Consider the following 25,938-nt stretch of genomic DNA (forward strand, 5'->3'; position numbering starts at 1 on the left):
GCAACCCCATCAGGCTTGATGAACCAAATTACTTCTTCAGTAACTGGCTTAGATCTTTGGCTTCCCAGTGTGGGAAGTGCTTACGAACGAGAGCATTGAGTTCAAGCTCGAACGCAGAAACATCCGCAAGACCACGCTCAACAGCAGCCAAGCTTTCTTTCACCATGCCCGCCCCAACCGTTACATTGGTTAGACGGTCGATGATGATGAAGCCGCCGGTATCGGCACAATCTTGGTAGTTATCCAACGCGACAGATTCGTTCAGCGACCACTCACACAAGCCAATGCCGTTAAGCGGCAACTCCGCTGCGCCGTGAGTCGAAAGGTTGTTGATGTCGTACTGGTGACGAATCGCTTCAACGTGACCCACCGTCTTCTTACCAGCAATCTTAATGTCGTAATCACGACCCGGTTGCAGCGGTTGCTCTGTCATCCACACAACGTCAGCCAACAAGTGGTTGGTTGATTCTACTTGCGCATTTTCCAGTACCAATAAATCACCACGACTGATGTCGATTTCGTCATTCAGAGTCAAGGTCACAGCCAGACCTGCTTGTGCTTCCTGTACATCACCATCAAAGGTCACGATGCGTGCAACGGTTGAGGTTTTGCCTGATGGCAGTGCCTTAATCGCATCACCGACTTTCACCGAGCCCGATGAAATCGTGCCCGCAAAACCACGAAAATCGAGGTTAGGACGGTTTACATACTGAACAGGGAAACGGAAGTCGCCTTCGCCTTTCTCGTGGTCAACGTCAACAGTCTCAAGTAGCTCAAGCAGAGATGGACCTTCGAACCAGCTTAGGTTCTGTCCTTTCTCTACTACGTTGTCGCCTTCTAGCGCTGACAACGGAATGATTTGGATATCCGTCTCACCCGCTAGGTTCTCTGAAAACTGTAAGTATTCATCGCGGATCTCTTCAAACCGTTCTTGTGAGTAATCCACCAAGTCCATTTTGTTGATCGCCACAACGAAGTGTTTCAAACCCAGTAGGTTAGAAATGAATGAGTGACGACGCGTTTGGTCCAACACACCTTTGCGTGCATCAACCAGAATCACAGCCAAATCACAGGTCGATGCGCCTGTTGCCATGTTACGCGTGTACTGCTCATGCCCTGGTGTATCAGCAATGATGAACTTACGCTTCTGCGTTGAGAAGTAACGGTAAGCCACATCAATGGTGATGCCCTGCTCGCGCTCTGCTTGTAGACCATCTACCAGCAATGCCAAATCTGGCTTTTCACCCGTGGTGCCTACGCGTTGGCTATCCGAGTGAACTGCCGCTAGCTGATCTTCATAAATTTGTTTTGAGTCGTGGAGTAAGCGACCGATTAGGGTACTTTTACCGTCATCTACCGAGCCACAAGTCAGGAATCTAAGTAACGACTTGTACTGGTGTTGTTTTAAATAGCCTTCAATACCAAGCTCGGCTAATTGAGCTTCAACTGCACTGTTCATTATCTTTCCTTAGATCCTTTAGAAGTAACCTTGACGTTTCTTAAGCTCCATCGATCCTGACTGATCGTGGTCGATCGCACGACCTTGGCGCTCACTTGAGGTTGCCACCAGCATTTCTTCGATGATGCCTGTTAGCGTGTTTGCTTCAGACTCAATCGCGCCAGTCAGCGGGTAACAACCCAAAGTACGGAAACGTACACTCTTCTCTTCAATCACTTCACCTGGTTCTAGCTCCATGCGGTCATCGTCTACCATGATCAGCATGCCATCACGCTCAACAACCGGTCGCTTGTCTGCAAGGTAAAGAGGCACGATCTCGATGTTTTCTAGGTAGATGTATTGCCAGATATCCAGCTCAGTCCAGTTTGAAAGTGGGAACACGCGAATGCTCTCCCCCTTGTTTACTTGACCGTTGTATGTTTTCCAAAGCTCCGGACGTTGGTTTTTCGGATCCCAGGTATGGTTCTTATCACGGAATGAGTACACGCGCTCTTTTGCACGAGACTTCTCTTCATCACGACGTGCACCACCGAATGCTGCATCAAAACCATACTTGTTCAGAGCTTGCTTCAAACCTTGAGTCTTCATGATGTCAGTATGCTTAGAAGAGCCGTGTACAAATGGACTGCAGCCCATTGCTAGACCCTCTGGGTTCTTATGAACCAAAAGCTCAAAGCCGTATTTCTCAGCGGTACGATCACGAAACTCGATCATCTCGCGGAATTTCCAATCCGTATCTACGTGCAGTAGTGGGAATGGAATTTTGCCTGGGTAGAAGGCTTTACGCGCAAGATGCAACATGACTGATGAATCTTTACCAATCGAATACATCATGACTGGGTTATCGAACTCAGCCGCAACTTCGCGGATGATATGAATACTCTCCGCTTCGAGTTGTTTAAGGTGAGTTAAACGTTGTTGGTCCATGTTTTGTCTTTCCTTTTTAAGCTTGAAGGCTCATTAGTCCCTAATCTTTGGTCTGAAATTATATGGAGCTGGCAATAGCACTTTTGTTGAATTCAGTACTAGACAAAAACCAGTCCAACTTTTGAGACAGACGCACAACTTCGCCGACAACAATCAAAGACGGAGCTTGAGCTTCTTTAGATAATTCAGATAGTTGAGAAAGTTCTCCGGTGAAAACTTTTTGCTGGATTTGCGTACCGCGCTCGATGATGGCGATAGGGGTTGAGGCTGCCCTACCATGTTTGATGAGCTGATTCTGAATATAGTGTGATTTCATCAGTCCCATGTAGATCACTAAAGTCTGATTCCCGCGCGCTAATGTCGACCAGTCCATGTCGTCACTTTCTTCTTTAAGATGACCCGTAACAAACAGTGCTGACTGCGCGTAATCACGATGCGTCAGCGGGATCCCGGCATAAGCAGTCGCACCCGCAGCGGCAGTAATGCCCGGAACTACTTGGAAACGAACACCGGCATCAGCCAAAACTTCCAATTCTTCACCACCGCGACCAAACACAAATGGATCGCCACCTTTAATGCGCACCACTTTGTAGCCTTGCTTGGCAAAGTCCACCAGCAATTGGTTAGTCTTTTCTTGCGGCACACTGTGGTGACCAGCACGTTTACCCACGCACACCAAAATGGTTTCGCTTGGAATTAGCGCCATGATCTCGTCAGACACTAGGTAGTCGTAAAGCACGACGTCAGCTTGTTGTAGGCAGTTAAGTGCTTTCAGTGTTAACAGCTCAGGGTCGCCGGGACCGGCACCAACAAGGGCAACTTCACCCGGTTGAAGAGATTGCTTGCTAAAACGCGGAAGATCGGCAGCTCGGTTATTCGAAACCAGCCGGGGCTTGTTGATTGGAAAATTCGTTACTGAATCGTTAACTGCCATGTGCTTGCTCATCATCCATTGATATCGTTATGGATGGCATTATGGCGGTGGGTTTATATTACCGGAAATTCTAAAATTTCATTTTTTATTCAAAAAACTGCTAAGAAGCTTTTGTTAGGTCTCATTCAAAATGGTGAAAAAGGCATCACTTTGACACTTTCCTCCGCATTTAATTGCCTAATGTTCACAGTTTTCTGCATCTTAGCCTGAGCTTGCACTAATATTTGTTACATTACGCTGTACGACCCCTCTATCCCATTTAATTGGAGCACCTCATGAAAATGGCAGTTAATCCCGCATCCGTCGCAGTTTTAAGCGGTATGTTTACGCTTGCAGGTCCAGCAATGGCGGACACTATTAAGCTACGTATTATCGAAACCACCGATATTCACACCAATGTGATGGATTACGACTACTACAAAGATCAGCCTTCTCAACAAATCGGTCTTAGCCGTGCGGCAACACTGGTTAAGCAAGCTCGTGAAGAAGCTGTAAACAGTGTATTGGTCGACAATGGCGACTTGATTCAAGGCAGCCCGATGGGCGATTACATGGCAGCGAAAGGGATTAACGCTGGCGAAATCCACCCGGTATACAAAGCGATGAACCAGTTGGATTACGATGTGGGTAACATTGGTAACCATGAATTCAACTACGGTCTTGAGTTCCTGAAAAACTCTATCGACGGTGCGAACTTCCCTTATGTTAGTGCTAACGTTTTCGACAAGAAGACAGGTGAGCACTACTTCAAACCTTATCTCATTAAAACGCACACGTTCAAAGACACTGATGGTCAAAGCCACGAAATCAAAGTGGGCTACATCGGCTTCGTACCACCGCAAATCATGGTGTGGGATAAGAAAAACCTAGAAGGTAAAGTTTTCGCTGAAGACATCACTGAGACTGCGAAAAAGCTGGTTCCTCAGATGAAGAAAGAAGGTGCTGACGTGATTGTGGCGATTCCACACTCGGGCATTTCTACTGACCCATACAAGCTCGGCGCTGAAAACTCGGTTTACTATCTCACAGAAGTTGAAGGCATTGATGCGATTGCGTTTGGTCACTCTCACGCCGTGTTCCCAGGTAAAGACTTTGCCAAGCTGCAAGGTGTCGACAACGCAAAAGGCACAATTAATGGCGTAACCGCAGTCATGCCAGGTCGCTGGGGTAGCCACGTTGGCGTAATGGACTTGATGCTGAAAGAAAAAGACGGCAAATGGCAAGTTGTTGAGGGTCAATCTGAAGCTCGCCCTATCTTCGACAAAGCCAACAAAAAGTCGTTGGCGGAAGCCGATAAAGGCATCGTGGATGCACTTGTTGATGACCACAAAGGCACACGTGAATTCGTCAATCAGCCAATCGGTAAAGCAAATGATGTGATGTACAGCTTCCTAGCGCTTGTACAAGATGATCCAACGATTCAAATCGTAAACCTTGCTCAAAAAGATTACGTGGAACGCTTTATCCAAGGCGACCCAGATCTTGCAGACATTCCAGTACTAAGCGCAGCTGCACCATTTAAAGTGGGCGGACGTAAAGACGATCCAAATGGCTTCACGGAAGTAGAGTCCGGTCAGCTGACTTTCCGTAATGCCGCGGATCTTTACTTATACCCGAATACGCTGGTAGCAATGAAGGTTAAAGGCAAAGAAGTTCACGAATGGCTAGAGTGTAGCGCGGGTCAGTTCAACCAGATTGATGTCAACAGCACCAAACCTCAGTCTTTGTTGAATTGGGATAACTTCCGCACTTATAACTTCGACGTGATTGATGGTGTGAACTACCAAATCGATGTCACTCAACCACCGAAGTACGATGCAAGTTGTAACGTGATCAACCCAGACTCACAACGTATCGTGAACCTGACTTATAACGGAAAACCGGTTGATCCGAAGCAAGACTTCATCATTGCAACCAACAACTACCGTGCTTACAGCGCGACTTTCCCAGGCACTGGTCCGGATTTCATCGCATTTGATTCTCCAGATGAGAACCGCTCAGTAGTTGCTGCTTACATCTCTCGCATCAGTAAAGAGCAAGGTGAAGTAACACCAAGTGCAGATAACAACTGGTCTTTCGCGCCAATCAAATCGGATAACAAACTTGATGTTCGCTTTGAAACCTCACCAAGTGATAAAGCTGCGCAGTTCATCAAAGAGAAAGGGCAATACCCGATGAAACGTGTCGCAACTGACGAAGTTGGTTTCGCGATTTACCAAATCGACCTGAATAAATAAGGGGTATGCCCAAGTAACCTCGAGATGCTAGGTTCTGCGAGAATGACTTGGGTATACTTGACAATGATTTCAAGCGGCTCTCATGAGCCGCTTTTTTGTTATCAGTAAAAACCGTTAGAATGAGAAAAACCGTTTCTGAGTTATCACATGCACAGCGATCTTTTTTCAGACTTAATCAATCATGGCTTCCTCGAAAATGAGGCAAATCAGCTTATTGAACATGGGCAACAGCTTGAACTGCCAACGCGCCATATTCTCAATCACCAAGGTGAGTTCAGCTCGCACATCTACTTTGTATTAGAGGGATTGTGTCACGCCAGTTATCTGACCGACAAAGGGAAGGAATTCAGTAAAGAGTTCTACTGGGAAAAAGATTGGGTGATTGGCTTTGAAGGGCTTATCAAGAATCAGACTTCGCCATATTTATTGGAAACACTGACGCCTTGTCATCTGTTTTGCTTACCGGTTGAAGTACTACATCAGTGGCGTTCAGAAAAGCATCCTATCTACTTAAAGCTGCTCGAAGCGCAACTGATGCATAAAGAAAACAAAGAACGTTTTATGTTGCTTTACTCACCAGAAGAACGTTACCAACTGTTTTGTCAACACTATCCAGACTTAGAACAGCGCATTACCGATAGCCAGATTGCCGCTTACTTGGGGATTACCGCGATCAGTCTTAGCCGAATTAAGTCGCGCTTAAAGAAAGGCAATGAATAAGGTCAGATAGGCTGGAAAAAACAAAGGCGCTCAATGTCGAGCGCCTTTGCATTAAATGAGGTTCTGCTTACTTCAGAATACGAGCACGGAATTGACGACCTTTCATCTTACCGTTACTGATAGTTTGCAGTGCTTTCTTCGCCACAGATTTCTCTACCGCAACGTAAGAGCGCATCGCCATTAACTGGATCTTACCCACTTGTGCACCCGTGATACCATTTTTACCAGTCAAACAGCCAAGGATGTCACCCGCACGTACTTTCTGTTTCTTACCACCATCGATATTAATCGTCACCATCTTCGCTTGGTATGGCTGCTGAGTTGATTTCGCTGGCAGTGTTGCTGGTACCACATCCATATCTAGGTACTCTTCAATACGAGCTACACGTAGACCATCTTTCTCACCAAAGAAGCTGAACGCCAGACCTTTGCTGCCCGCACGACCAGTACGACCAATACGGTGAACGTGTACTTCAGGGTCACGAGACAGTTCGAAGTTAAATACTGCATCAAGGTTGTCGACGTCTAAACCACGCGCCGCCACGTCTGTTGCAACAAGGATAGACACACTCTTGTTAGCAAACTGTACCAGAGCTTGGTCGCGTTCACGTTGTTCTAGATCGCCATGAAGGTCCACCACACTGAAGCCTTTGTGATGCAGTTCATCTGCCACATTCTGTACTTCTTTCTTGGTATTACAGAACACTACTGCTGACTCTGGCTGGTGCGTCAGTAGTAGGTTTGCCAGAGCTTCATCGCGTGCTTCTGAACCTTCAACGTTGTAAAAGTATTGCGCGATGCTCGACGTATCATGTGTCGATTCTACTTTGATCATCTCTGGCGATTTCATAATACGTTGAGCAATCTGTTCGATCTTCTCTGGGAAAGTCGCACTGAATAGCAGTGTTTGACGTTGCTTCGGTGCTGCATCAATGATCGCATCGAGTGCGTCTTGGAAGCCCATTTCCAGCATGCGGTCTGCTTCATCTAGGACCAGCGTGTTTAGCTCTTCTAGGTTAATGCGACCTTTCTCTAGGTGATCAAGGATACGACCGGGCGTACCTACCAGAATATGCGCGCCATGCTCTAGTGAACCGATTTGCGGTCCCATTGGCATACCACCACACAATGTCAGTACTTTAATGTTGTGAATACCACGACCTAACGTACGGATCTCTTTCGCCACCTGATCAGCCAGTTCACGCGTTGGGCACAACACCAAAGATTGTACACGGAAGCGCTTCACGTTTAGGTTGGACAATACGCCCAGACCAAATGCCGCGGTTTTACCTGAGCCTGTTTTGCCCTGACCAATCACATCACGCTGATTCAAAATCGCAGGTAAGCTCAACGCTTGAATTGGCGTCATATGGGTGTAGTTCAATGATTCAAGCGTCTCTAGTAGCGCTGGATTAAGCCCTACTTGGTCAAAAGTTTGTTTGCTCACAGGGAAATATCCTCAGGTGGGATGAAAAAGAGGGCACATTATCGCCAGATTTGTCACGAAGACCAGTGAAAATTAACCATTGTTAATGAGTAATAGCAGAAAACGACGTAAAGTCAGCTGCATTCGCCCATTAATGGATATTGAAAATGATCAACTGGACTGCCCTACCTTTCTCTCAACTGACGACGACACAACTCTACGAGATGCTGCGATTGCGCGTTGATGTCTTTGTGGTGGAGCAAACCTGTCCTTATCCAGAGCTAGATGGAAAAGATACACTGGAAGGCGTTTTTCACCTATTAGGTTACAAAGGAGATGAACTGGTTGCCTGTGCTCGCCTATTGCCTGCAGGTACCACCTACGACAATGTCAGTATTGGTCGTGTAGTAACCAAGCAAAGCGCTCGTGGTAGTGGTCTTGGACATGAACTGCTTGAGCAAGCCCTGCAACATTGCCAACAGCTTTGGGCAGGTAAAACGATAGATATCGGCGCACAGGAACACCTGATGGCTTTCTATGCGAGTCATGGTTTTGAAGTTATTTCCGAAAGCTACCTTGAGGATGGTATCCCTCATGTGGATATGCGCCGAGTAAGCTAAATGTCACCCCACCATCTGGCGTTACTATTACTGGTTATCGGCAACTTGGCGGCGTCACTCTCCGATGTCGCCGTTAAACTGATTGAAGGCGGCATTAGCCCGTTCCAATATATGTTTGTGCGCCAGTTGGCTTCACTGCTGCTCATCCTACCTTTCTATCTCAGACAACAACCGGATAAACGTAGCCTAAAGCAAGCACCTATTACCTTGTTGCGAGCGCATCTAATATTAATTGGTAGCGGATGTATGATGGTTGCGGTGACTCACCTCCCTCTGGCAACTGCAAACGCGGTTTTTTACGCAGCGCCGATTTTAATGTTGCCGCTGTCGATATTGTTCCTCAAAGAGCATCCTCCACTAAGTAAAATCTTGCTCACTTGCTTCGGGTTCCTTGGTGTCCTAGTGGTACTCAGACCGGATCATTTTCATTGGGCTGCATTGTTTGCACTCGGCACGGCGACCACATTGGCGATGTTTAATATATTGGTAAGAAAGCTACCCAGTGAACAGTCTGTGGTCACCACACTTTGGTGGACCACGCTGTTCTCGTTGCCTATATCGGCGATAATGGCTTGGTTTTATTGGCAGCCGATTAGTTGGCAAGAACTGACACTAGTTATCGCAAGTGCAGTGTGCATCTTAAGCTATAACGGCTTGGCAGTAATGGCATATCAAAAAGCTCCAGCCGGAGAAATTGCTTTAGCAGAATACTCTGGCTTAGTGTTCGTAACACTCTTTGGGATATGGTGGTTTGACGAGATTCCAGATTGGCTGACTGCAATAGGGATCCTGATGATCGTATTACCGCTCTTACCATGGAATAAGAGAAGACAACATGCCAATCAACAGGGACAAGATTGAGTTCCAGCAGCAAGTAAGGTGACAGACATAAAAAAGACGCGAATCATCGCGCCTTTAGAATGCTTGCTAGTGAACGTTATTTATTACGTCCGAATGTCCCGTCAGATAAACGGAAGAACATGACCGACTCACCACTTTTCTCAAGTTGAAGCATATCTAATTTGCCATCGTCAGCGAGCTTGAAGCGCACCAATTGACCTTGCTTGATTCGACTTAAAGGTTTGTCGCTACCTTCAATTTTAACTAGGGCGTTTAAGTCCGCCATTGGCAGTTGATTACTGCGGAATACTTGGGCCAGTGTATCGCCGTTCTTTACCGTGTACTCTTTCCATTGCTCAGACTTTGGTTCTGAGTTTTGTGCAGAACGCTGCTCACTCAAGCTTTGTGCATTCAATTGAATGGCAACACGTTGATTCTCAACTTGAGTATCATCGATAAGTGCTTCAGTATCTTTTGGCACTGGAATGATCAGAAGCACCAACACCACAGGCACCAATACCATTAGTGCACGTTGATGTAGTTTTGGAAGACGGTGCCAAAACTGAGTGACAGGCTCGATCCTCTCCTGCCACTTCTCTTTGCTAAACGGCTGCTTCCAATCGATAGCAGCGAACTTTTGTTTCATCAATTCGACGTGGTCGACTTGCTGCTTTTTCTTTCTGCGACGATTCATTCTGATGAGTCCCTTAATACTTCTAATCTCAGTATAAAAATACCAGCGCGGAGAGTATATGTTTTTCGCCAAAGTAAAATGTAATTTGGCGTAAATTAGCAGAAATTTCACTTGGAGTAAGAGATAAGTCACACCCTCTGCTCCAGAATGCGACATTCGAGCTCAATCATTTAAACCGAGGCTCGAACCTGATATCCTGTGCCTTTATCACTCCTAACAAGAGCGACATTCATGTCTGAAATTAAATTTGAAACTGCAGAACAGAAAGCTAGCTACGGTATTGGTCTGCAAATGGGTCAGCAACTAGCTGGTTCTGGTCTAGAAGGTCTTAGCGTTGACGCTATCGCTGCTGGTATTGCAACGGCACTAACTGGTGACATGCCATCTATCGAAATCGATGAGATCAACAACGCGCTTCAAGAGCTACACACTCGTGCAGAAGCAGCTCGTCAAGAAGCAGCTAAAGCAGCAGCAGCTGACGGCGAAGCGTTCCTAAAAGATAACGCTCTACGTCCAGAAGTAAACGTTCTTGAGTCTGGTCTTCAGTACGAAATCATCACTGAAGGTACTGGTGAAATCCCAACAGCGGCGTCTCAAGTACGTGTTCACTACCACGGTGAGCTAACTGACGGCACTGTATTCGACAGCTCTGTATCTCGCGGTCAACCTGCTGAGTTCCCAGTAACTGGCGTAATCAAAGGCTGGGTTGAAGCTCTTCAACTAATGCCTGTTGGCTCTAAGTGGAAACTATATATCCCACAAGACCTAGCATACGGTGAGCGTGGCGCAGGTGCTGCAATCCCTCCATTTGCAGCTCTAGTATTCGAAGTAGAACTACTAGACATCCTATAATTGAGACCATTCTCAATAGCAAATTCGAAGCGGCGCACACTAGCGCCGCTTTTTTTGTCTAGAATAAACAGACTTGAGCTCAATAACCTTACGTCTCAGTAATCTCAAGAAGTAAACAAACAATAATAATCGCAAGCCACATGGAGGTATTATGCGTAAAACACTCCTCACCTTAGCTCTGCTGTCAATGAATATTGGTACAGCTCACGCTTTTCTTGATGCCGTGACCGACAAAGATAACCAAGAAGGTTTAATGGACATGGTTAGCCAAGGTATGAATGCGGAGTCCTCTCCAATCACAGATTTACTAACGAGCCAATTACCAGTTTCGACTGAACAAGCCGCTGGCGGCACAAGTGCATTATTAGCTTTGGCACAAAGCCAACTGTCAGATCAAAATAGCAGTGAACTAGAATCTCTGATCCCAGGGATGTCGAGTTTGGATAGCGCACAAAGCTTGCTAGGTAATATCGAAAGTTTAAGCGCGGTACAAAGCACTTTTGACAAATTGGGGTTAGACCCTTCAATGATCAGTCAATTTGCGCCGGTGATACTGGGCTATTTGGGCGACCAAGGGGCAAGCGAGGGCTTACTCAAGTCACTAAGTGGATTGTGGGGTTCAGGCAGCTAAGAAGTTTCGCCTAAACATAAATTAAGACTAAAGATTCGATTATCAAAGATTAGTTTGAGAGGGGAGACGGAAAACTCAATTTGTTTCGCTTTCAAATACGACAGATACAAAAAAGCCGAGCTAATGCTCGGCTTTTTTTGTTCTTACGAACTGAGATTACTCAGCAGCTTCTTCAGCAGCTGGGCGATCTACAAGCTCAATGTAAGCCATTGGAGCTTTATCACCAGCACGGAAGCCAGCTTTTAGGATACGAGTGTAACCGCCCTGACGAGCAGCAAAACGTGGACCTAGTTCGTTAAACAGTTTTGCAACTACTTCGTTGTCACGAGTACGTGCAAATGCTAGACGACGGTTAGCAACACTGTCAGTCTTAGCTAGTGTAATCAAAGGCTCAACTACGCGACGTAGCTCTTTTGCTTTTGGCAAAGTAGTCTTGATAACTTCATGACGTACTAGAGAGCTAGCCATGTTGCTGAACATCGCTTTACGATGTGAGCTGTTGCGGTTGAGTTGACGACCACTCTTACGATGGCGCATGACCTAATCCTTCTAACTAGTATCGATTAATCTTCAGCGATTGATGCAGGTGGCCAGTTTTCTAGGCGCATGCCCAGAGACAGACCACGTGACGCAAGTACGTCTTTAATCTCAGTAAGAGATTTTTTACCAAGGTTAGGCGTTTTAAGTAGCTCAACCTCAGTACGTTGTACTAGATCACCGATGTAGTGAATCGCTTCTGCTTTCAGACAGTTAGCAGAGCGAACTGTTAGTTCAAGATCGTCTACAGGACGCAGTAGGATCGGATCGAATTCTGGCTTCTCTTCCTTCTCCTCAGGTACACGTACATCACGAAGATCTACGAACGCATCCAATTGTTCAGCTAGGATAGTAGCTGCACGACGGATTGCTTCCTCAGGTTCTAGAGTACCGTTTGTTTCCATATCGATAACAAGCTTGTCTAGATCAGTGCGCTGTTCTACACGAGCTGCTTCTACAGCGTAGGCAATTTTGTCTACTGGGCTGTAAGTAGCATCTACTAGTAGGCGACCGATTGGACGCTCGTCTTCTTCGTTATGGATACGCGCAGAAGCTGGAACATAACCACGACCACGTTCAACTTTGATACGCATTGCGATCTCAGCGTTGTCATCCGTTAGGTGACAAATAACGTGTTCAGGGTTAGCGATCTCTACATCACCGTCATGGGTGATGTCACCTGCAACCACAGGGCCCGAGCCTGATTTGTTCAAAGTAATGAACACTTCATCTTTGCCTTCAGCTACGCGCACTGCCAAACCTTTAAGGTTTAGAAGGATTTCAAGAATATCTTCTTGTACGCCTTCTTTAGTGCTGTACTCATGAAGTACGCCTTCGATTTCTACTTCTGTCACTGCACAACCAGGCATAGAAGATAGAAGAATGCGGCGAAGTGCATTACCTAGAGTATGACCAAAGCCACGCTCTAATGGCTCAAGAGTTACTTTTGCGTGAGTCGAGCTGATTTGTTCGATGTCAACTAGACGTGGCTTAAGAAATTCTGTTACAGAACCCTGCATTGTGTCCTCTCTTTAGTTTAAACCTTACTTAGAGTAAAGCTCGACGATCAATTGTTCGTTGATGTCAGCTGATAGATCAGAACGCTCAGGCATACGCTTGAATGTACCTTCCATCTTGCCACCATCTACTTCAATCCAAGTTGGTTTTTCACGTTGTTCAGCAACTTCTAGAGCTGCTTTGATACGAGCTTGCTGTTTAGCTTTCTCGCGGATAGAAACAACGTCATTAGCCGCTACTTTGAAAGAAGGAACGTTTACAACTTTACCGTTAACTAGGATAGCTTTGTGGCTAACTAGCTGACGTGCTTCTGCGCGAGTTGCGCCAAAGCCCATGCGGTAAACTACGTTATCAAGACGACCTTCAAGAAGCTGAAGTAGGTTTTCACCTGTGTTGCCTTTAAGACGCGCAGCTTCTTTGTAGTAGTTACGGAATTGTTTTTCTAGAACGCCGTACATACGACGAACTTTTTGCTTCTCACGAAGCTGAACGCCATACTCAGATAGACGACCGCGACGAGCGCCGTGTACACCTGGTGCGTTATCAATTTTACACTTGGTATCGATCGCGCGAACACCAGACTTAAGGAATAAGTCAGTGCCTTCACGACGGCTAAGCTTCAGCTTAGGACCCAAATATCTTGCCATGATCTTTCTCCAGTAATCTAAAAAACGTTATACGCGACGTTTCTTAGGTGGACGACAACCGTTATGAGGGATTGGTGTAGCATCAACGATGTTTGTGATGCGGAAACCAGCAGCGTTCAGAGCGCGAACAGTAGATTCACGACCTGGACCAGGACCCTTAACCATAACTTCCAAGTTCTTTAGACCGTATTCTTTAGCCATTTCAGCACAACGCTCAGCAGCAACCTGTGCAGCGAACGGAGTAGACTTACGAGAACCACGGAAACCAGAACCACCTGCAGTAGCCCAAGCTAGAGCGTTACCTTGACGGTCAGTAATGGTTACGATTGTGTTATTGAAAGAAGCATGGATGTGCGCAACGCCATCTGCAACTTGCTTGCGTACGCGCTTACGAGCGCGAGTTGGTTGTTTAGCCATTGTACTCTACCTTCCCGATTATTTCTTGATCGGCTTACGCGGACCCTTACGGGTGCGAGCGTTGGTTTTAGTACGCTGTCCACGTAGTGGTAGACTGCGACGATGACGAAGACCACGGTAACAGCCAAGGTCCATAAGACGCTTGATGTTCATAGATACTTCACGACGTAGATCACCTTCTACAGTGTACTTAGCTACACCATCACGCAGTTGATCGATCTGCTCTTCAGTTAGTTCACTGATCTTAACATCTTCAGCAATACCCACTTCAGCTAGGATAGCTTGAGAGCGAGTTTTACCGATGCCGTAGATCGCCGTTAGAGCGATTACAGCGTGTTTCTGATCAGGAATGTTAATGCCTGCTATACGGGCCATTATTCACTCCTAAGTGTTTCTATAAAAGAATTAGCCGCAGCAAAGCCCGTTATGGATACGCTGCGGAGTACTACTTCTTTTGCACGCAAAAGGTAGGCCGAGGAATATACTCGACCTAACCTTCATTTTCAAGTAAAAATTTCTGCTAATTAGCCTTGGCGCTGTTTGTGCTTTGGCTCACTGCAAATCACGCGAACAACACCGTTGCGCTTGATTACTTTACAGTTACGGCAGATTTTTTTAACGGAAGCACGAACTTTCATTGCTAAACTCCGTAATTGAAACTGAGTCTACCGTCGAATTAACGACCGTAGCCTTTCAGATTCGCTTTCTTCAACACAGAATCATACTGTTGAGACATCAGATGAGTCTGTACCTGTGCCATAAAGTCCATGATAACAACTACTACGATAAGTAGTGATGTACCGCCGAAGTAGAAACGTACGTTCCACGCGACCATCATGAACTCGGGAATCAGACAGATAAAGGTAATGTACAGTGCACCCGCTAGGGTTAAACGTGTCATCACTTTATCAATGTACTTAGCTGTCTGCTCACCTGGGCGGATACCGGGTACGAATGCACCGGACTTCTTCAAGTTATCTGCTGTTTCACGCGGGTTGAATACCAACGCCGTGTAGAAGAAACAGAAGAAAATAATCGCTGCTGCATAAAGCATTACATACAGCGGTTGACCTGGGCTAAGAGCCAAAGACACGTCAGTTAACCAACCGAACGCGCTGCTCTCACCGTTCTGACCAAACCACTGAGCCAGTGTTCCTGGGAACAGGATAATACTTGATGCAAAAATCGCTGGAATAACACCCGCCATATTAATTTTAAGTGGCAAGTGCGAGCTTTGCGCAGCAAATACTTTACGACCTTGTTGACGCTTAGCGTAGTTAACGACGATTCGGCGTTGACCACGTTCCATGAAAACAACGAAGTAAATTACTGCAAAAGCTAATACCGCGATTAGCAACAGAAGAAGTACATGCAATTCACCTTGACGCGCTTGCTCGATTGTTTGACCGATTGCAGAAGGCAATCCAGCAACAATACCTGCAAAAATCAGAATGGAAATACCATTACCGATTCCTCGCTCTGTAATTTGTTCACCTAACCACATTAGGAACATGGTACCAGTTACTAAACTTACGGTAGCAATTAGCGTAAACATGGTTTGGTTCATAACAACCAGATTATCGACCATGTTTGGTAAGCCTGTTGCAATACCAATAGCTTGGAATGTTGCAAGTACAAGCGTGCCGTAGCGTGTATATTGGCTGATCTTACGACGGCCTGCTTCACCCTCTTTTTTGAGTTCCGCTAACGCTGGATGAACTACAGTTAGCAATTGGACAACAATAGAAGCCGAAATATACGGCATGATGCCCAACGCTAATATAGATGCACGCTCAAGAGCACCACCGGAGAACATGTTAAACATTTCAACGATGGTACCTTTTTGCTGTTCGAACAAATCGGCAAGTACAGCAGCGTCAATACCAGGAATCGGCACAAAAGAGCCGGCTCGGAATACTAAAAGTGCACCAATTACGAATAACAAGCGCGACTTTAGTTCACTTAAGCCGCTCTGAGCACTACGAAAATCTTGTCCTGGTTTCTTAGCCATCTGTACCTCGTTCCTCGAGATTATTCCTCGATTTTACCGCCTGCAGCTTCGATTGCAGCTTTAGCGCCTTTAGTCACACGTAGACCTTTAACAGTCACTGCTTTGTTAATCTCACCAGAAAGAACAACTTTTACAAATTCGATGTTCTTAGTGATGATGTTAGCAGCTTTAAGGCTGTTTAGATCAACCACGTCACCAGAAACTTTCGCTAGCTCAGCTAGACGAACTTCAGCAGACACTAGGCTCTTACGAGAAGTGAAACCGAATTTTGGTAGACGTTGTTTCAGAGGCATTTGACCGCCTTCGAAACCTGGACGAACTTTACCGCCAGAACGTGATTTTTGACCTTTGTGACCACGGCCACCAGTTTTACCTAGGCCAGAACCGATACCACGACCTACACGCTTAGGAGCGTGCTTAGAGCCAGCAGCCGGTGCAAGAGTATTCAAACGCATTCTGATTACTCCTCAACTTTAACCATGTAGAAAACCTTGTTGATCATACCGCGTACACACGGAGTATCTTCAAGTTCTACTGTATGGTTGATTTTACGAAGACCTAGACCACGCAAAGTAGCTTTGTGCTTTGGTAGGCGGCCAATTGAGCTTTTAGTTTGAGTTACTTTAATAGTTGCCATGGTGTTCTTACTCCGAAATAGCTTCAACAGTTAGACCACGTTTAGCAGCAACCATTTCTGGCGACTTCATGCTACCTAGTGCATCGATCGTTGCACGAACGATGTTGATAGGGTTCGTAGAACCGTATGCTTTAGATAGTACGTTGTGTACGCCAGCAACTTCTAGTACTGCACGCATCGCACCACCTGCGATAACACCAGTACCTTCTGCAGCAGGCTGCATGTAAACTTTAGAGCCCGAATGGCGACCTTTCACTGGGTGGTGAAGAGTGCCTTCGTTTAGCGCGATAGTAGTCATGTTACGACGCGCTTTTTCCATTGCTTTTTGAATCGCTGCAGGTACTTCACGAGCTTTGCCGTAACCGAAACCTACACGACCGTTACCGTCACCAACTACTGTTAGTGCAGTGAAGCTCATGATTCGACCGCCTTTAACCGTTTTAGAAACACGGTTAACTGCGATTAGCTTTTCTTGCAAATCATTCGCTTGAACTTGTTGTTCTTTAGCCATCTTCCAACCCTACCTTAGAATTTCAGACCAGCTTCGCGAGCAGATTCTGCTAGCGCCGCTACTCGACCGTGGTATTGGAAACCAGAACGATCAAATGCAACTGCAGTTACGCCTTTTTCAAGAGCGCGCTCAGCAACAGCTTTACCTACTGCTTTAGCTGCATCAACGTTACCAGTGTATTTCACTTGCTCACGGATCGCTTTTTCTACAGTAGAAGCTGCTGCGATAACCTCAGAGCCATTAGCCGCGATAACCTGTGCGTACACGTGACGAGGAGTACGGTGTACAACTAGGCGAGTCGCACCCAGTTCTGCAATCTTACGACGTGCACGTGTAGCACGACGGATGCGAGATGCTTTCTTATCCATAGTGTTACCTTACTTCTTCTTAGCTTCTTTAGTACGCACATTTTCATCTGCGTAACGAACACCTTTACCTTTGTAAGGCTCAGGTTGACGGTAAGAACGAATGTCAGCCGCAACTTGACCAACTAGTTGCTTATCACAACCAGTGATGATGATTTCAGTTTGGCTTGGACATTCAGCTTTAATACCCGCTGGCAACTCGTGCTCAACTGGGTGAGAGAAGCCTAGTGTTAGACCTACAGCGTTGCCTTTGATAGCAGCACGGTAACCAACACCTTTAAGAGTTAGCTTCTTAGTAAAGCCTTCAGTAACACCAACAACCATGTTGTTAACTAGAGCGCGAGCTGTACCAGCTTGTGCCCATGCGTTAGCAACACCTTCTTTAGGACCGAAAGTTAGGTTGTTTTCTTCCTGAGCGATTACTACAGCGTTGTTAAGAACGCGAGATAGTTCGCCCTTAGCACCTTTTACAGTGATTTCTTGGCCGTTTAGTTTCACCTCTACGCCAGCTGGAATAGCGACAGGTGCTTTAGCAACACGAGACATATTCTACTCCTATTAAGCTACGTAGCAGATGATTTCACCACCAAGACCTGCTTTACGTGCAGCGCGGTCTGACATAAGACCCTTGGAAGTAGAAACGATAGCAATACCAAGACCACCCATTACAGAAGGAAGTTGATCTTTCTTCTTGTAAACACGTAGACCTGGACGAGAAACACGTTTAAGTTGCTCGATTACTGGTTTAGCTTGGAAGTACTTAAGAGTAACTTCTAGCTCAGGTTTTGCTTCGCCTTCAACAGCGAAGTCAACGATGTAACCTTCAGCTTTTAGTAGTGCAGCGATTGCAACTTTAAGCTTTGAAGAAGGCATTTTAACAGCAACTTTGTTTGCTGCCTGACCGTTACGAACACGGGTCAGCATATCCGAAATCGGATCTTGCATGCTCATATGATTTACTCCAAATGATTAAGTGGCAATTACCAGCTAGCCTTACGAAGACCCGGAATCTCGCCTTTCATGCAAGCTTCACGAACCTTAATACGGCTTAGACCGAACTTACGTAGGTAACCGTGTGGACGACCAGTTTGGTTACAACGGTTGCGCTGACGTGATGCACTTGAATCACGTGGAAGAGATTGCAGTGTAAGAACCGCATTCCAACGATCTTCTTCAGATGCGTTTACATCGCTGATGATAGCTTTTAGCGCTGCACGCTTTTCAGCGAACTTAGCTACTAGCTTCGCACGTTTTGCTTCACGTGCTTTCATTGAATTTTTAGCCATAACAGTAACCCTTCACCTTACTTACGGAATGGGAAGTTAAAGGCAGCCAGCAGAGCACGGCCTTCCTCATCAGTACCAGCAGACGTCGTAATAGTGATGTCTAGACCGCGTACTCGATCAACTTTATCAAAGTCGATTTCCGGGAAGATGATTTGCTCGCGAACGCCCATGCTGTAGTTACCGCGACCGTCAAAAGACTTAGCGCTAACACCACGGAAGTCACGTACTCGTGGAAGAGCGATCGAAATTAGACGCTCAAGAAAATCCCACATACGTTCGCCACGCAAGGTTACTTTACAACCGATAGGGTAGCCTTCACGGATTTTGAAACCTGCAACAGATTTACGAGCTTTAGTGATAAGTGGCTTTTGACCAGAGATCGTTGCCATATCAGCAGCTGCGTTTTCTAGCAGTTTCTTATCGTTGATTGCTTCACCAACACCCATGTTTAGGGTGATTTTCTCGATTCTAGGGACTTGCATGACGCTTGTGTAGCTAAACTGTTTGGTCAGTTCAGCGACTACAGACGACTTGTAGTAATCATGCAGTTTCGCCATAGTAGAACTCCAAATTACTTCTATTAGTTAGAAACGATTTCGTTGTTAGACTTAAAGAAACGAACTTTCTTACCATCTTCAAAACGGAAACCGATACGGTCAGCTTTACCAGTAGCTGCGTTAAAGATCGCCACGTTAGAAACGTCGATTGCTGCTTCTTGCTCTACGATACCGCCTTGGATACCTAGTGCAGGAACAGGTTTCTGGTGTTTCTTAACAAGGTTGATACCTTCAACGATAACTTTACCAGTTGCTAGGACCTTAGTTACTTTACCTTTCTTGCCTTTGTCTTTACCAGCAAGAACGATTACTTCGTCATTACGACGGATTTTAGCTGCCATTTCTACGTGCTCCTTACAGAACTTCTGGAGCCAGTGAAACGATCTTCATGAACTTATCGCCACGAAGTTCGCGTGTCACAGGACCAAAGATACGTGTACCGATTGGTTGCTCAGTGTTGTCGTTCAACAATACACAAGCATTTCGGTCGAAGCGAATGACAGAACCGTCAGGACGACGTACGCCTTTACGGGTGCGCACTACCACCGCCTTCAGAACGTCACCTTTTTTAACTTTACCGCGAGGAATTGCTTCCTTAACAGTAACTTTGATAACGTCACCGATATGTGCATAACGGCGGTGAGAGCCACCCAGAACCTTAATACACATTACGCTGCGTGCGCCTGAGTTATCAGCTGCGTCCAGCATACTTTGCATTTGGATCATGTTAGTGCTCCGCTAAATAATAAAAAAACTAGACCCTCTCGGGTCGGGCTGCCTCTTTAAAAGGGACGCGAATTGTACCACCCTTTTTTGTGATTGGGTAGTCAAAAAATAAACGGCTCCAAAAATAATTTTTGGAGCCGTTTGTCAATCATAGATTGGGGAAGATTACATCTTCGCCTTTTCTACAACTTTAACCAAAGTCCAAGACTTAGTCTTAGACAGTGGACGACACTCTGCGATTTCAACTTTGTCGCCTAGGCCACATTCGTTGTTCTCGTCGTGTGCGTGTACTTTAGTCGTGCGCTTTACGAATTTACCGTAAATTGGGTGTTTAACCATGCGCTCGATAGCAACTACGATAGACTTGTCCATCTTGTCGCTAACAACACGACCTTGTTGAGTACGTTTTACTTCGCTCATTATGCGCCTGCCTTCTCAGTCAAAACAGTTTTCACACGTGCGATATCACGGCGTACAGCTTTCAGAGTATGAGTTTGCTGTAGCTGACCAGTTGCAGCTTGCATGCGCAAGTTGAACTGTTCACGTAGCAAATTCAATAGCTCAGCGTTAAGCTCTTCAACGCTTTTCTCGCGTAGATCTTGTGCTTTCATCACATCACCTGCTTAGTTACAAATGTAGTTTTGAATGGCAGTTTACGAGCCGCTAGGCGGAACGCTTCACGAGCCAATTCTTCAGGTACACCACCCATTTCGTACATAACCTTACCAGGTTGGATTTGGGCTACCCAGTACTCAACGTTACCTTTACCCTTACCTTGACGAACTTCAAGTGGTTTTTCTGTGATTGGTTTGTCTGGGAACACACGGATCCAGATTTTACCTTGACGCTTAACGTGACGTGTCATTGCACGACGTGCCGCTTCAATTTGACGAGCAGTTAGACGACCACGGCCAACAGCTTTAAGACCGAATTCGCCGAAGCTTACATCAGTACCTTTAGCTAGACCACGGTTACGACCTGTCTGAACCTTACGGAACTTAGTACGTTTAGGTTGTAGCATCTGTCGACTCCTTACTTACGGCCTTTACGCTGCTTCTTAGGCTTGTCGCCTTTAGGCTCTACAGCGTTAGCTGCTGGCATACCACCTAGGATCTCACCTTTGAAGATCCAAGTTTTAATGCCGATCACACCGTATTGAGTGTGAGCCGAAGAAGTTGCGTAATCAATGTCTGCACGTAGAGTGTGTAGAGGTACACGACCTTCACGGTACCACTCAGAACGTGCGATTTCAGCGCCGCCTAGACGACCGCTTACTTCTACTTTGATGCCTTTAGCACCTAGACGCATTGCGTTTTGTACCGCGCGCTTCATAGCACGACGGAACATAACACGACGCTCTAGTTGAGACGCGATGCTGTCACCAACAAGTTGTGCATCAAGTTCAGGCTTACGTACTTCAGCGATGTTAATTTGCGCTGGTACACCTGCAATTTTTGCTACAGCTGCGCGTAGTTTCTCAACGTCTTCACCTTTCTTACCGATTACAACGCCTGGACGAGCAGTGTGAATAGTCACACGGATGCTCTTAGCAGGACGCTCGATAACGATGCGTGAAAGAGACGCTTTTTGTAGTTCCTTAGTTAGGAACTGACGTACCTTGAAGTCGCCGTCTAGGTTGTCAGCGAAATCTTTGGTGTTAGCAAACCATGTAGCATTCCAAGGCTTAACGATGCCAAGACGAATACCATTAGGATGTACTTTTTGACCCATTGCTTACTCTCCTAGTCTCTAGCGATCTGCTACAACAACAGTGATGTGGCTTGAACGCTTCAAGATACGATCCGCACGACCTTTAGCACGAGGCATAATACGCTTCATGGTTGGGCCTTCATCTACAAAGATTTTTGCGACATTCAGATCGTCAATATCTGCACCTTCGTTGTGCTCCGCGTTAGCGATAGCAGACTCTAGAACTTTCTTAACTAGAGCAGCAGCTTTTTTGTTGCTGAACGTTAGAATTTCTAGAGCTTGGTCAACAGATTTACCACGAATTAGATCCGCAACTAAGCGAGCTTTCTGAGGCGAAATGCGAGCAAAGTTATGTTTAGCAATAGCTTCCATTATTTACTCCTTAACGCTTCTTAGCTTTCTTATCCGCAGCGTGACCGCGGTAAGTACGTGTTGGTGCGAATTCACCTAGTTTGTGACCGATCATTTCTTCGGTTACGAAAACAGGTACGTGCTGACGACCATTATGGACAGCGATGGTCAAACCGATCATCGATGGGATGATCATTGAACGACGGGACCAAGTCTTAAGTGGCTTTTTGTCTCCGCTTTCCACCGCTTTCTCTACCTTCTTCAGCAAGTGTAGGTCAATAAATGGACCTTTCTTGAGAGAACGTGGCATGGCGATTCCTCTTTATATAGATTACTTGTTACGACGACGTACGATGTACTTGTCAGTGCGTTTGTTCTTACGAGTCTTGAAGCCTTTAGTTGGCATACCCCAAGGAGATACTGGATGACGGCCACCAGAAGTACGACCTTCACCACCACCGTGTGGGTGATCAACCGGGTTCATTACTACACCACGTACGGTTGGACGTACGCCGCGCCAGCGTGAAGCACCAGCTTTACCAAGTTCACGTAGCATGTGCTCAGAGTTACCAACTTCACCGATTGTTGCACGGCCTTCAGAAAGAACTTTGCGCATTTCGCCAGAACGTAGACGGATAGTTACGTACGCACCGTCGCGAGCAACGATTTGAGCGTAAGCACCAGCCGAACGAGCTAGCTGACCACCTTTACCAGGTTTTAGTTCAACGTTGTGTACAGTTGAACCTACTGGGATGTTACGCATTGGTAGAGTGTTACCAGCTTTAATCGGTGCATCAACACCAGATTGGATAACATCACCAGCTTGAACACCTTTAGGTGCTAGGATGTAGCGACGCTCACCGTCTTTGTAAAGAACTAGAGCAATGTTTGCGCTACGGTTTGGATCGTATTCTAGACGCTCAACTGTCGCTGGGATACCGTCTTTAGTACGTTTGAAGTCAACTACACGGTAGTGGTGCTTGTGACCACCGCCGATGTGACGTACTGTGATACGACCGTTGTTGTTACGACCACCGTTCTTAGAGTTTTTCTCTAGAAGTGGTGCGTATGGCTTGCCCTTGTGTAGGTCAGCGTTAACAACTTTAACAACGTGACGACGACCAGGGGAAGTCGGCTTACATTTAACAATAGCCATTCTTAACTACTCCTGTTATTCCGCGCCGCCAACAAAGTCAAGATCTTGACCTTCTTTCAAAGTAACGTACGCTTTCTTAACGTCGCTGCGGCGACCTTGGCGTAGACCTTGACGTTTGGTCTTACCCTTAGTGATAAGAGTATTTACAGACTTAACTTCAACTTCAAAAAGCTTTTCTACAGCTGCTTTGATCTCTTTTTTAGTTGCATCTTTAGCTACTTTGAAAACGATAGTGTTCGCTTTCTCAGCTGCCATAGTTGCTTTTTCAGAGATGTGCGGAGCACGTAGAACTTTTAGGATACGCTCTTCAGTGATCATGCTAGCATCTCCTCAACTTGCTTAACTGCTTCAGCAGTCATTACAACTTTGTCGAACGCGATTAGTGAAACTGGGTCGATACCAGCAACGTCACGTGCGTCAACTTTGTATAGGTTACGAGCAGCTAGGAATAGATTCTCATCTACTTCGCTAGTCACGATTAGAGCGTCAGTTAGCTCAAGCTCTTTAAGCTTAGCAACTAGCTCTTTAGTCTTTGGCGCTTCAACTGAGAAGTTATCAACAACGATTAGACGCTCTTGACGAACTAGCTCAGAAAGAATGCTCTTCATAGCACCGCGGTACATTTTTTTGTTTACTTTTTGGCTGTGATCTTGTGGTTTCGCAGCAAAAGTAACACCACCTGTACGCCAGATTGGGCTACGGATTGTACCAGCACGCGCACGGCCAGTACCTTTTTGACGCCATGGCTTAGCGCCACCGCCAGAAACTTCTGAACGTGTTTTTTGAGCACGTGTACCTTGACGAGCACCTGCTGCAAACGCAACAACTACTTGGTGTACAAGAGCTTCGTTAAACTCACGTCCGAAAGTAGTTTCGGAAACAGTTAGTGCATCAGCACCTTTAACCATTAGTTCCATTACTTACTCCTGAGACGTTATGCTTTAACAGCTGGTTTAACGATCACGTTGCCACCTGTTGAGCCTGGTACTGCACCTTTGATAAGAAGCAGATTGCGCTCAGCGTCAACACGTACGATCTCTAGGTTTTGAGTCGTTACACGCTCAGCACCCATGTGACCTGCCATTTTCTTGCCTTTAAATACGCGACCTGGAGTTTGACATTGGCCAATTGAACCCGGTGCACGGTGAGACAATGAGTTACCGTGAGTCATATCTTGAGTACGGAAGTTCCAACGCTTAACAGCGCCTTGGAAACCTTTACCCTTAGATGTACCAGTAACGTCTACTTTCTTAGTTTCGTTGAATAGTTCAACTGTTAGCTCAGCGCCAACTGCGAACTCTTCACCGTTTTCCAAACGGAATTCCCAAAGACCACGACCAGCTTCAACGCCAGCTTTAGCAAAGTGACCTGCTTCAGCTTTGTTTACGCGGTTAGCTTTCTTAGAACCAGCAGTTACCTGGATTGCAGCGTAGCCATCTGTCTCAAGAGTTTTAACTTGAGAAACACGGTTTGCTTCAACTTCAACAACTGTTACTGGGATAGAAACGCCGTCTTCAGTAAATACGCGGGTCATGCCCACTTTACGACCGATTAGACCAATCATTCTTCTAATCTCCCTTAACCTAGGCTAATTTGAACGTCAACGCCCGCAGCAAGGTCTAGACGCATTAGAGCATCAACAGTTTTGTCTGTTGGCTCAACGATGTCGATTAGACGCTTGTGAGTACGGATTTCGTACTGGTCACGTGCTTTCTTGTTAACGTGTGGAGAGATAAGAACTGTGAAACGCTCTTTACGAGTTGGTAGTGGGATTGGACCACGAACCTGTGCGCCAGTGCGCTTAGCTGTTTCAACGATTTCCGCTGTAGAAGCGTCGATTAGTTTGTAATCGAATGCTTTTAGGCGGATACGGATACGTTGGTTCTGCATGAGACAGAGCTCCAATATTAAAAATTACACAAACAATATCGCCACTCAGACTCGTAAAGACGAGAGAATGCCGATTGATTTATGTGAAACCGTAGCATCCAAGATTAGGACGCATTGTCAGTTAATTTTCGATTAACTACCCCTACATACCAGAGTCACCTCTGGGGATAGTTTTTCCGAAGAAAAGATAGCTAATTGTATTAACCGCGAACATAAGCTGAGTCTACATTACCTCGTAAATCCGAAGATTTACTCGCTCCTCATTGCTCATTGGTTCACAACTGGCTTAACCAGTGCGCTGCATTATACAGATCACACTTTAGGATGCAATAGCCGAGTGAAAAATAATCGAACAAATTTTAGCCGCTCGATTCTCCCCTACTTTTGCGCTAGCCAATAAACAAAAAGGACGCCGAAGCGTCCTTTTTTAAACTGTAATCGTAATAGCGTCTGCTATTATTTCTTACCGCTTGATAGTGCACCGAAACGCTTGTTGAAGCGATCAACACGGCCGCCTGTATCAACGATACGTTGCTTACCAGTGTAGAATGGGTGACACTTGTCACATACGTCTAGGTGGATAGATTCCTTCGCTAGAGTAGATTTGAACTCGAAAGAGTTGCCGCAAGAACAAGTAGCAGTGATTGCTTTGTATTCTGGGTGGATACCAGCTTTCATGGGATAACCTCAATTGTAGGCCGTGTCGCTATACGAGTCTAAGCCGCACACCACACGTAATTAATAATAAAAGTGCGATACCGCATCGGCCAATCGCCGAAG

The 25,938-nt window shown here is 46.0% G+C and carries 40 protein-coding genes; 6 read left to right on the forward strand and 34 right to left on the reverse strand.

What is annotated here, in order from left to right; all coding sequences use genetic code 11:
* Positions 1-28: 28 nt before the first annotated feature.
* The 3 genes from cysN to cobA are packed head-to-tail and all read right to left on the reverse strand — an operon-like array spanning position 29 to position 3,320.
* The gene (cysN, locus tag VHA02S_RS03665) at positions 29-1,459 is read right to left on the reverse strand and encodes a sulfate adenylyltransferase subunit CysN (protein ID WP_005528550.1); all 1,431 of its coding nucleotides are present in this window, start codon (positions 1,457-1,459) and stop codon (positions 29-31) included.
* An 18-nt stretch (positions 1,460-1,477) separates the two neighbouring features.
* On the reverse strand, positions 1,478-2,386 hold the full coding sequence (cysD, locus tag VHA02S_RS03670; RefSeq protein ID WP_005450539.1) for a sulfate adenylyltransferase subunit CysD: 909 nt from the start codon (positions 2,384-2,386) through the stop codon (positions 1,478-1,480).
* Between the two features lie 58 nt (positions 2,387-2,444).
* Entirely contained in the window at positions 2,445-3,320 is an 876-nt protein-coding gene (gene cobA / locus VHA02S_RS03675; protein WP_009698871.1) for a uroporphyrinogen-III C-methyltransferase, read from the reverse strand.
* A 275-nt stretch (positions 3,321-3,595) separates the two neighbouring features.
* Here cobA and cpdB point away from each other — a divergent pair, with 275 nt between their 5' ends.
* Both cpdB and VHA02S_RS03685 read left to right on the forward strand, forming a co-directional pair.
* Positions 3,596-5,557, forward strand: coding sequence for a 2',3'-cyclic-nucleotide 2'-phosphodiesterase (cpdB, locus tag VHA02S_RS03680; protein ID WP_038897752.1), 1,962 nt, complete (start codon positions 3,596-3,598; stop codon positions 5,555-5,557).
* A gap of 147 nt (positions 5,558-5,704) precedes the next feature.
* The gene (locus VHA02S_RS03685) at positions 5,705-6,277 is read left to right on the forward strand and encodes a Crp/Fnr family transcriptional regulator (RefSeq protein ID WP_038897751.1); all 573 of its coding nucleotides are present in this window, start codon (positions 5,705-5,707) and stop codon (positions 6,275-6,277) included.
* Positions 6,278-6,344: 67 nt separating this feature from the next.
* Here VHA02S_RS03685 and dbpA read toward each other — a convergent pair whose 3' ends face one another.
* A complete protein-coding gene (gene dbpA, locus VHA02S_RS03690) occupies positions 6,345-7,724 on the reverse strand; it encodes an ATP-dependent RNA helicase DbpA (RefSeq protein WP_038897750.1) in 1,380 nt (459 codons plus the stop codon).
* 146 nt (positions 7,725-7,870) lie between these two features.
* On the opposite strand from dbpA, the gene VHA02S_RS03695 reads away from it, so the two are divergent.
* Entirely contained in the window at positions 7,871-8,323 is a 453-nt protein-coding gene (locus tag VHA02S_RS03695; RefSeq protein WP_038897749.1) for a GNAT family N-acetyltransferase, read from the forward strand.
* Positions 8,324-9,184 carry a DMT family transporter gene (locus VHA02S_RS03700; RefSeq protein WP_038897748.1) on the forward strand — a complete coding sequence of 287 codons (861 nt, stop codon included), beginning with the start codon at positions 8,324-8,326 and terminating at the stop codon, positions 9,182-9,184.
* Positions 9,185-9,260: 76 nt separating this feature from the next.
* Here VHA02S_RS03700 and VHA02S_RS03705 read toward each other — a convergent pair whose 3' ends face one another.
* On the reverse strand, positions 9,261-9,857 hold the full coding sequence (locus tag VHA02S_RS03705; protein ID WP_005450551.1) for a LysM-like peptidoglycan-binding domain-containing protein: 597 nt from the start codon (positions 9,855-9,857) through the stop codon (positions 9,261-9,263).
* Positions 9,858-10,088: 231 nt separating this feature from the next.
* Between VHA02S_RS03705 and bamJ the strand changes: the two genes are divergently transcribed.
* Together bamJ and VHA02S_RS03715 are read left to right on the forward strand one after the other, a co-directional pair.
* Complete coding sequence (gene bamJ / locus VHA02S_RS03710; RefSeq protein ID WP_005450553.1) at positions 10,089-10,709, forward strand: BamJ family beta-barrel-assembly machinery protein; 621 nt, start codon at positions 10,089-10,091, stop codon at positions 10,707-10,709.
* 151 nt (positions 10,710-10,860) lie between these two features.
* Complete coding sequence (locus tag VHA02S_RS03715) at positions 10,861-11,340, forward strand: DUF2780 domain-containing protein (RefSeq protein WP_038897746.1); 480 nt, start codon at positions 10,861-10,863, stop codon at positions 11,338-11,340.
* A gap of 156 nt (positions 11,341-11,496) precedes the next feature.
* Here VHA02S_RS03715 and rplQ read toward each other — a convergent pair whose 3' ends face one another.
* The 29 genes from rplQ to rpmE all read right to left on the reverse strand — a co-directional run bounded on the left by rplQ (position 11,497) and on the right by rpmE (position 25,836).
* Positions 11,497-11,877 carry a 50S ribosomal protein L17 gene (gene rplQ, locus VHA02S_RS03720; protein ID WP_005383141.1) on the reverse strand — a complete coding sequence of 127 codons (381 nt, stop codon included), beginning with the start codon at positions 11,875-11,877 and terminating at the stop codon, positions 11,497-11,499.
* Between the two features lie 26 nt (positions 11,878-11,903).
* The gene (locus VHA02S_RS03725; RefSeq protein WP_005383143.1) at positions 11,904-12,896 is read right to left on the reverse strand and encodes a DNA-directed RNA polymerase subunit alpha; all 993 of its coding nucleotides are present in this window, start codon (positions 12,894-12,896) and stop codon (positions 11,904-11,906) included.
* Positions 12,897-12,920: 24 nt separating this feature from the next.
* Entirely contained in the window at positions 12,921-13,541 is a 621-nt protein-coding gene (gene rpsD / locus VHA02S_RS03730) for a 30S ribosomal protein S4 (protein WP_005383146.1), read from the reverse strand.
* Positions 13,542-13,568: 27 nt separating this feature from the next.
* A complete protein-coding gene (rpsK, locus tag VHA02S_RS03735; protein ID WP_001118870.1) occupies positions 13,569-13,958 on the reverse strand; it encodes a 30S ribosomal protein S11 in 390 nt (129 codons plus the stop codon).
* A gap of 18 nt (positions 13,959-13,976) precedes the next feature.
* Entirely contained in the window at positions 13,977-14,333 is a 357-nt protein-coding gene (gene rpsM, locus VHA02S_RS03740) for a 30S ribosomal protein S13 (protein WP_005450559.1), read from the reverse strand.
* A 149-nt stretch (positions 14,334-14,482) separates the two neighbouring features.
* Positions 14,483-14,596 carry a 50S ribosomal protein L36 gene (gene rpmJ, locus VHA02S_RS03745; protein ID WP_000868186.1) on the reverse strand — a complete coding sequence of 38 codons (114 nt, stop codon included), beginning with the start codon at positions 14,594-14,596 and terminating at the stop codon, positions 14,483-14,485.
* A gap of 38 nt (positions 14,597-14,634) precedes the next feature.
* A complete protein-coding gene (gene secY, locus VHA02S_RS03750) occupies positions 14,635-15,969 on the reverse strand; it encodes a preprotein translocase subunit SecY (RefSeq protein ID WP_005435093.1) in 1,335 nt (444 codons plus the stop codon).
* A gap of 20 nt (positions 15,970-15,989) precedes the next feature.
* The gene (rplO, locus tag VHA02S_RS03755) at positions 15,990-16,424 is read right to left on the reverse strand and encodes a 50S ribosomal protein L15 (RefSeq protein ID WP_005450562.1); all 435 of its coding nucleotides are present in this window, start codon (positions 16,422-16,424) and stop codon (positions 15,990-15,992) included.
* 5 nt (positions 16,425-16,429) lie between these two features.
* The gene (rpmD, locus tag VHA02S_RS03760) at positions 16,430-16,606 is read right to left on the reverse strand and encodes a 50S ribosomal protein L30 (protein WP_005450564.1); all 177 of its coding nucleotides are present in this window, start codon (positions 16,604-16,606) and stop codon (positions 16,430-16,432) included.
* Between the two features lie 7 nt (positions 16,607-16,613).
* A complete protein-coding gene (rpsE, locus tag VHA02S_RS03765) occupies positions 16,614-17,117 on the reverse strand; it encodes a 30S ribosomal protein S5 (protein ID WP_005435090.1) in 504 nt (167 codons plus the stop codon).
* A 14-nt stretch (positions 17,118-17,131) separates the two neighbouring features.
* On the reverse strand, positions 17,132-17,485 hold the full coding sequence (gene rplR, locus VHA02S_RS03770; protein WP_005435088.1) for a 50S ribosomal protein L18: 354 nt from the start codon (positions 17,483-17,485) through the stop codon (positions 17,132-17,134).
* 9 nt (positions 17,486-17,494) lie between these two features.
* Complete coding sequence (gene rplF / locus VHA02S_RS03775) at positions 17,495-18,028, reverse strand: 50S ribosomal protein L6 (RefSeq protein ID WP_005450565.1); 534 nt, start codon at positions 18,026-18,028, stop codon at positions 17,495-17,497.
* A 12-nt stretch (positions 18,029-18,040) separates the two neighbouring features.
* The gene (gene rpsH / locus VHA02S_RS03780) at positions 18,041-18,433 is read right to left on the reverse strand and encodes a 30S ribosomal protein S8 (RefSeq protein WP_005450567.1); all 393 of its coding nucleotides are present in this window, start codon (positions 18,431-18,433) and stop codon (positions 18,041-18,043) included.
* A 29-nt stretch (positions 18,434-18,462) separates the two neighbouring features.
* Complete coding sequence (gene rpsN, locus VHA02S_RS03785) at positions 18,463-18,768, reverse strand: 30S ribosomal protein S14 (RefSeq protein ID WP_004410442.1); 306 nt, start codon at positions 18,766-18,768, stop codon at positions 18,463-18,465.
* A gap of 17 nt (positions 18,769-18,785) precedes the next feature.
* Positions 18,786-19,325 (reverse strand): 50S ribosomal protein L5, encoded by a 540-nt coding sequence (gene rplE, locus VHA02S_RS03790; RefSeq protein WP_005450569.1) that lies wholly within the window; start codon positions 19,323-19,325, stop codon positions 18,786-18,788.
* 23 nt (positions 19,326-19,348) lie between these two features.
* Positions 19,349-19,666, reverse strand: coding sequence for a 50S ribosomal protein L24 (gene rplX / locus VHA02S_RS03795; protein ID WP_005435084.1), 318 nt, complete (start codon positions 19,664-19,666; stop codon positions 19,349-19,351).
* A gap of 13 nt (positions 19,667-19,679) precedes the next feature.
* Positions 19,680-20,051 (reverse strand): 50S ribosomal protein L14, encoded by a 372-nt coding sequence (rplN, locus tag VHA02S_RS03800; protein WP_004410450.1) that lies wholly within the window; start codon positions 20,049-20,051, stop codon positions 19,680-19,682.
* A gap of 165 nt (positions 20,052-20,216) precedes the next feature.
* Complete coding sequence (gene rpsQ / locus VHA02S_RS03805; protein WP_005450571.1) at positions 20,217-20,471, reverse strand: 30S ribosomal protein S17; 255 nt, start codon at positions 20,469-20,471, stop codon at positions 20,217-20,219.
* Positions 20,471-20,662 (reverse strand): 50S ribosomal protein L29, encoded by a 192-nt coding sequence (rpmC, locus tag VHA02S_RS03810; RefSeq protein ID WP_004410456.1) that lies wholly within the window; start codon positions 20,660-20,662, stop codon positions 20,471-20,473. Before rpmC ends, rpsQ begins: the two co-directional genes overlap by 1 nt.
* Positions 20,662-21,072: a 50S ribosomal protein L16 gene (rplP, locus tag VHA02S_RS03815; protein WP_005379577.1), complete on the reverse strand. Its 411-nt coding sequence runs from the start codon at positions 21,070-21,072 to the stop codon at positions 20,662-20,664. The genes rpmC and rplP overlap by 1 nt, the downstream gene beginning before the upstream one ends.
* 11 nt (positions 21,073-21,083) lie before the next feature.
* Entirely contained in the window at positions 21,084-21,782 is a 699-nt protein-coding gene (rpsC, locus tag VHA02S_RS03820; RefSeq protein WP_005435080.1) for a 30S ribosomal protein S3, read from the reverse strand.
* An 18-nt stretch (positions 21,783-21,800) separates the two neighbouring features.
* Entirely contained in the window at positions 21,801-22,133 is a 333-nt protein-coding gene (gene rplV / locus VHA02S_RS03825) for a 50S ribosomal protein L22 (RefSeq protein ID WP_005383164.1), read from the reverse strand.
* 10 nt (positions 22,134-22,143) lie between these two features.
* A complete protein-coding gene (rpsS, locus tag VHA02S_RS03830) occupies positions 22,144-22,422 on the reverse strand; it encodes a 30S ribosomal protein S19 (RefSeq protein WP_005431614.1) in 279 nt (92 codons plus the stop codon).
* Between the two features lie 21 nt (positions 22,423-22,443).
* Entirely contained in the window at positions 22,444-23,268 is an 825-nt protein-coding gene (rplB, locus tag VHA02S_RS03835) for a 50S ribosomal protein L2 (protein ID WP_005450574.1), read from the reverse strand.
* A gap of 15 nt (positions 23,269-23,283) precedes the next feature.
* Entirely contained in the window at positions 23,284-23,586 is a 303-nt protein-coding gene (rplW, locus tag VHA02S_RS03840; RefSeq protein ID WP_004398471.1) for a 50S ribosomal protein L23, read from the reverse strand.
* Positions 23,583-24,185: a 50S ribosomal protein L4 gene (gene rplD / locus VHA02S_RS03845; RefSeq protein WP_005435074.1), complete on the reverse strand. Its 603-nt coding sequence runs from the start codon at positions 24,183-24,185 to the stop codon at positions 23,583-23,585. Before rplD ends, rplW begins: the two co-directional genes overlap by 4 nt.
* Positions 24,186-24,202: 17 nt before the next feature.
* A complete protein-coding gene (gene rplC / locus VHA02S_RS03850; RefSeq protein WP_005435072.1) occupies positions 24,203-24,832 on the reverse strand; it encodes a 50S ribosomal protein L3 in 630 nt (209 codons plus the stop codon).
* A 14-nt stretch (positions 24,833-24,846) separates the two neighbouring features.
* A complete protein-coding gene (gene rpsJ / locus VHA02S_RS03855; RefSeq protein WP_004410492.1) occupies positions 24,847-25,158 on the reverse strand; it encodes a 30S ribosomal protein S10 in 312 nt (103 codons plus the stop codon).
* Positions 25,159-25,614: 456 nt separating this feature from the next.
* On the reverse strand, positions 25,615-25,836 hold the full coding sequence (gene rpmE, locus VHA02S_RS03860) for a 50S ribosomal protein L31 (RefSeq protein WP_005450576.1): 222 nt from the start codon (positions 25,834-25,836) through the stop codon (positions 25,615-25,617).
* Positions 25,837-25,938: the final 102 nt, after the last annotated feature.

The organism is Vibrio harveyi NBRC 15634 = ATCC 14126 = KCTC 12724, assembly GCF_001591145.1.
In the GTDB taxonomy this organism is placed as follows: domain Bacteria; phylum Pseudomonadota; class Gammaproteobacteria; order Enterobacterales; family Vibrionaceae; genus Vibrio; species Vibrio harveyi.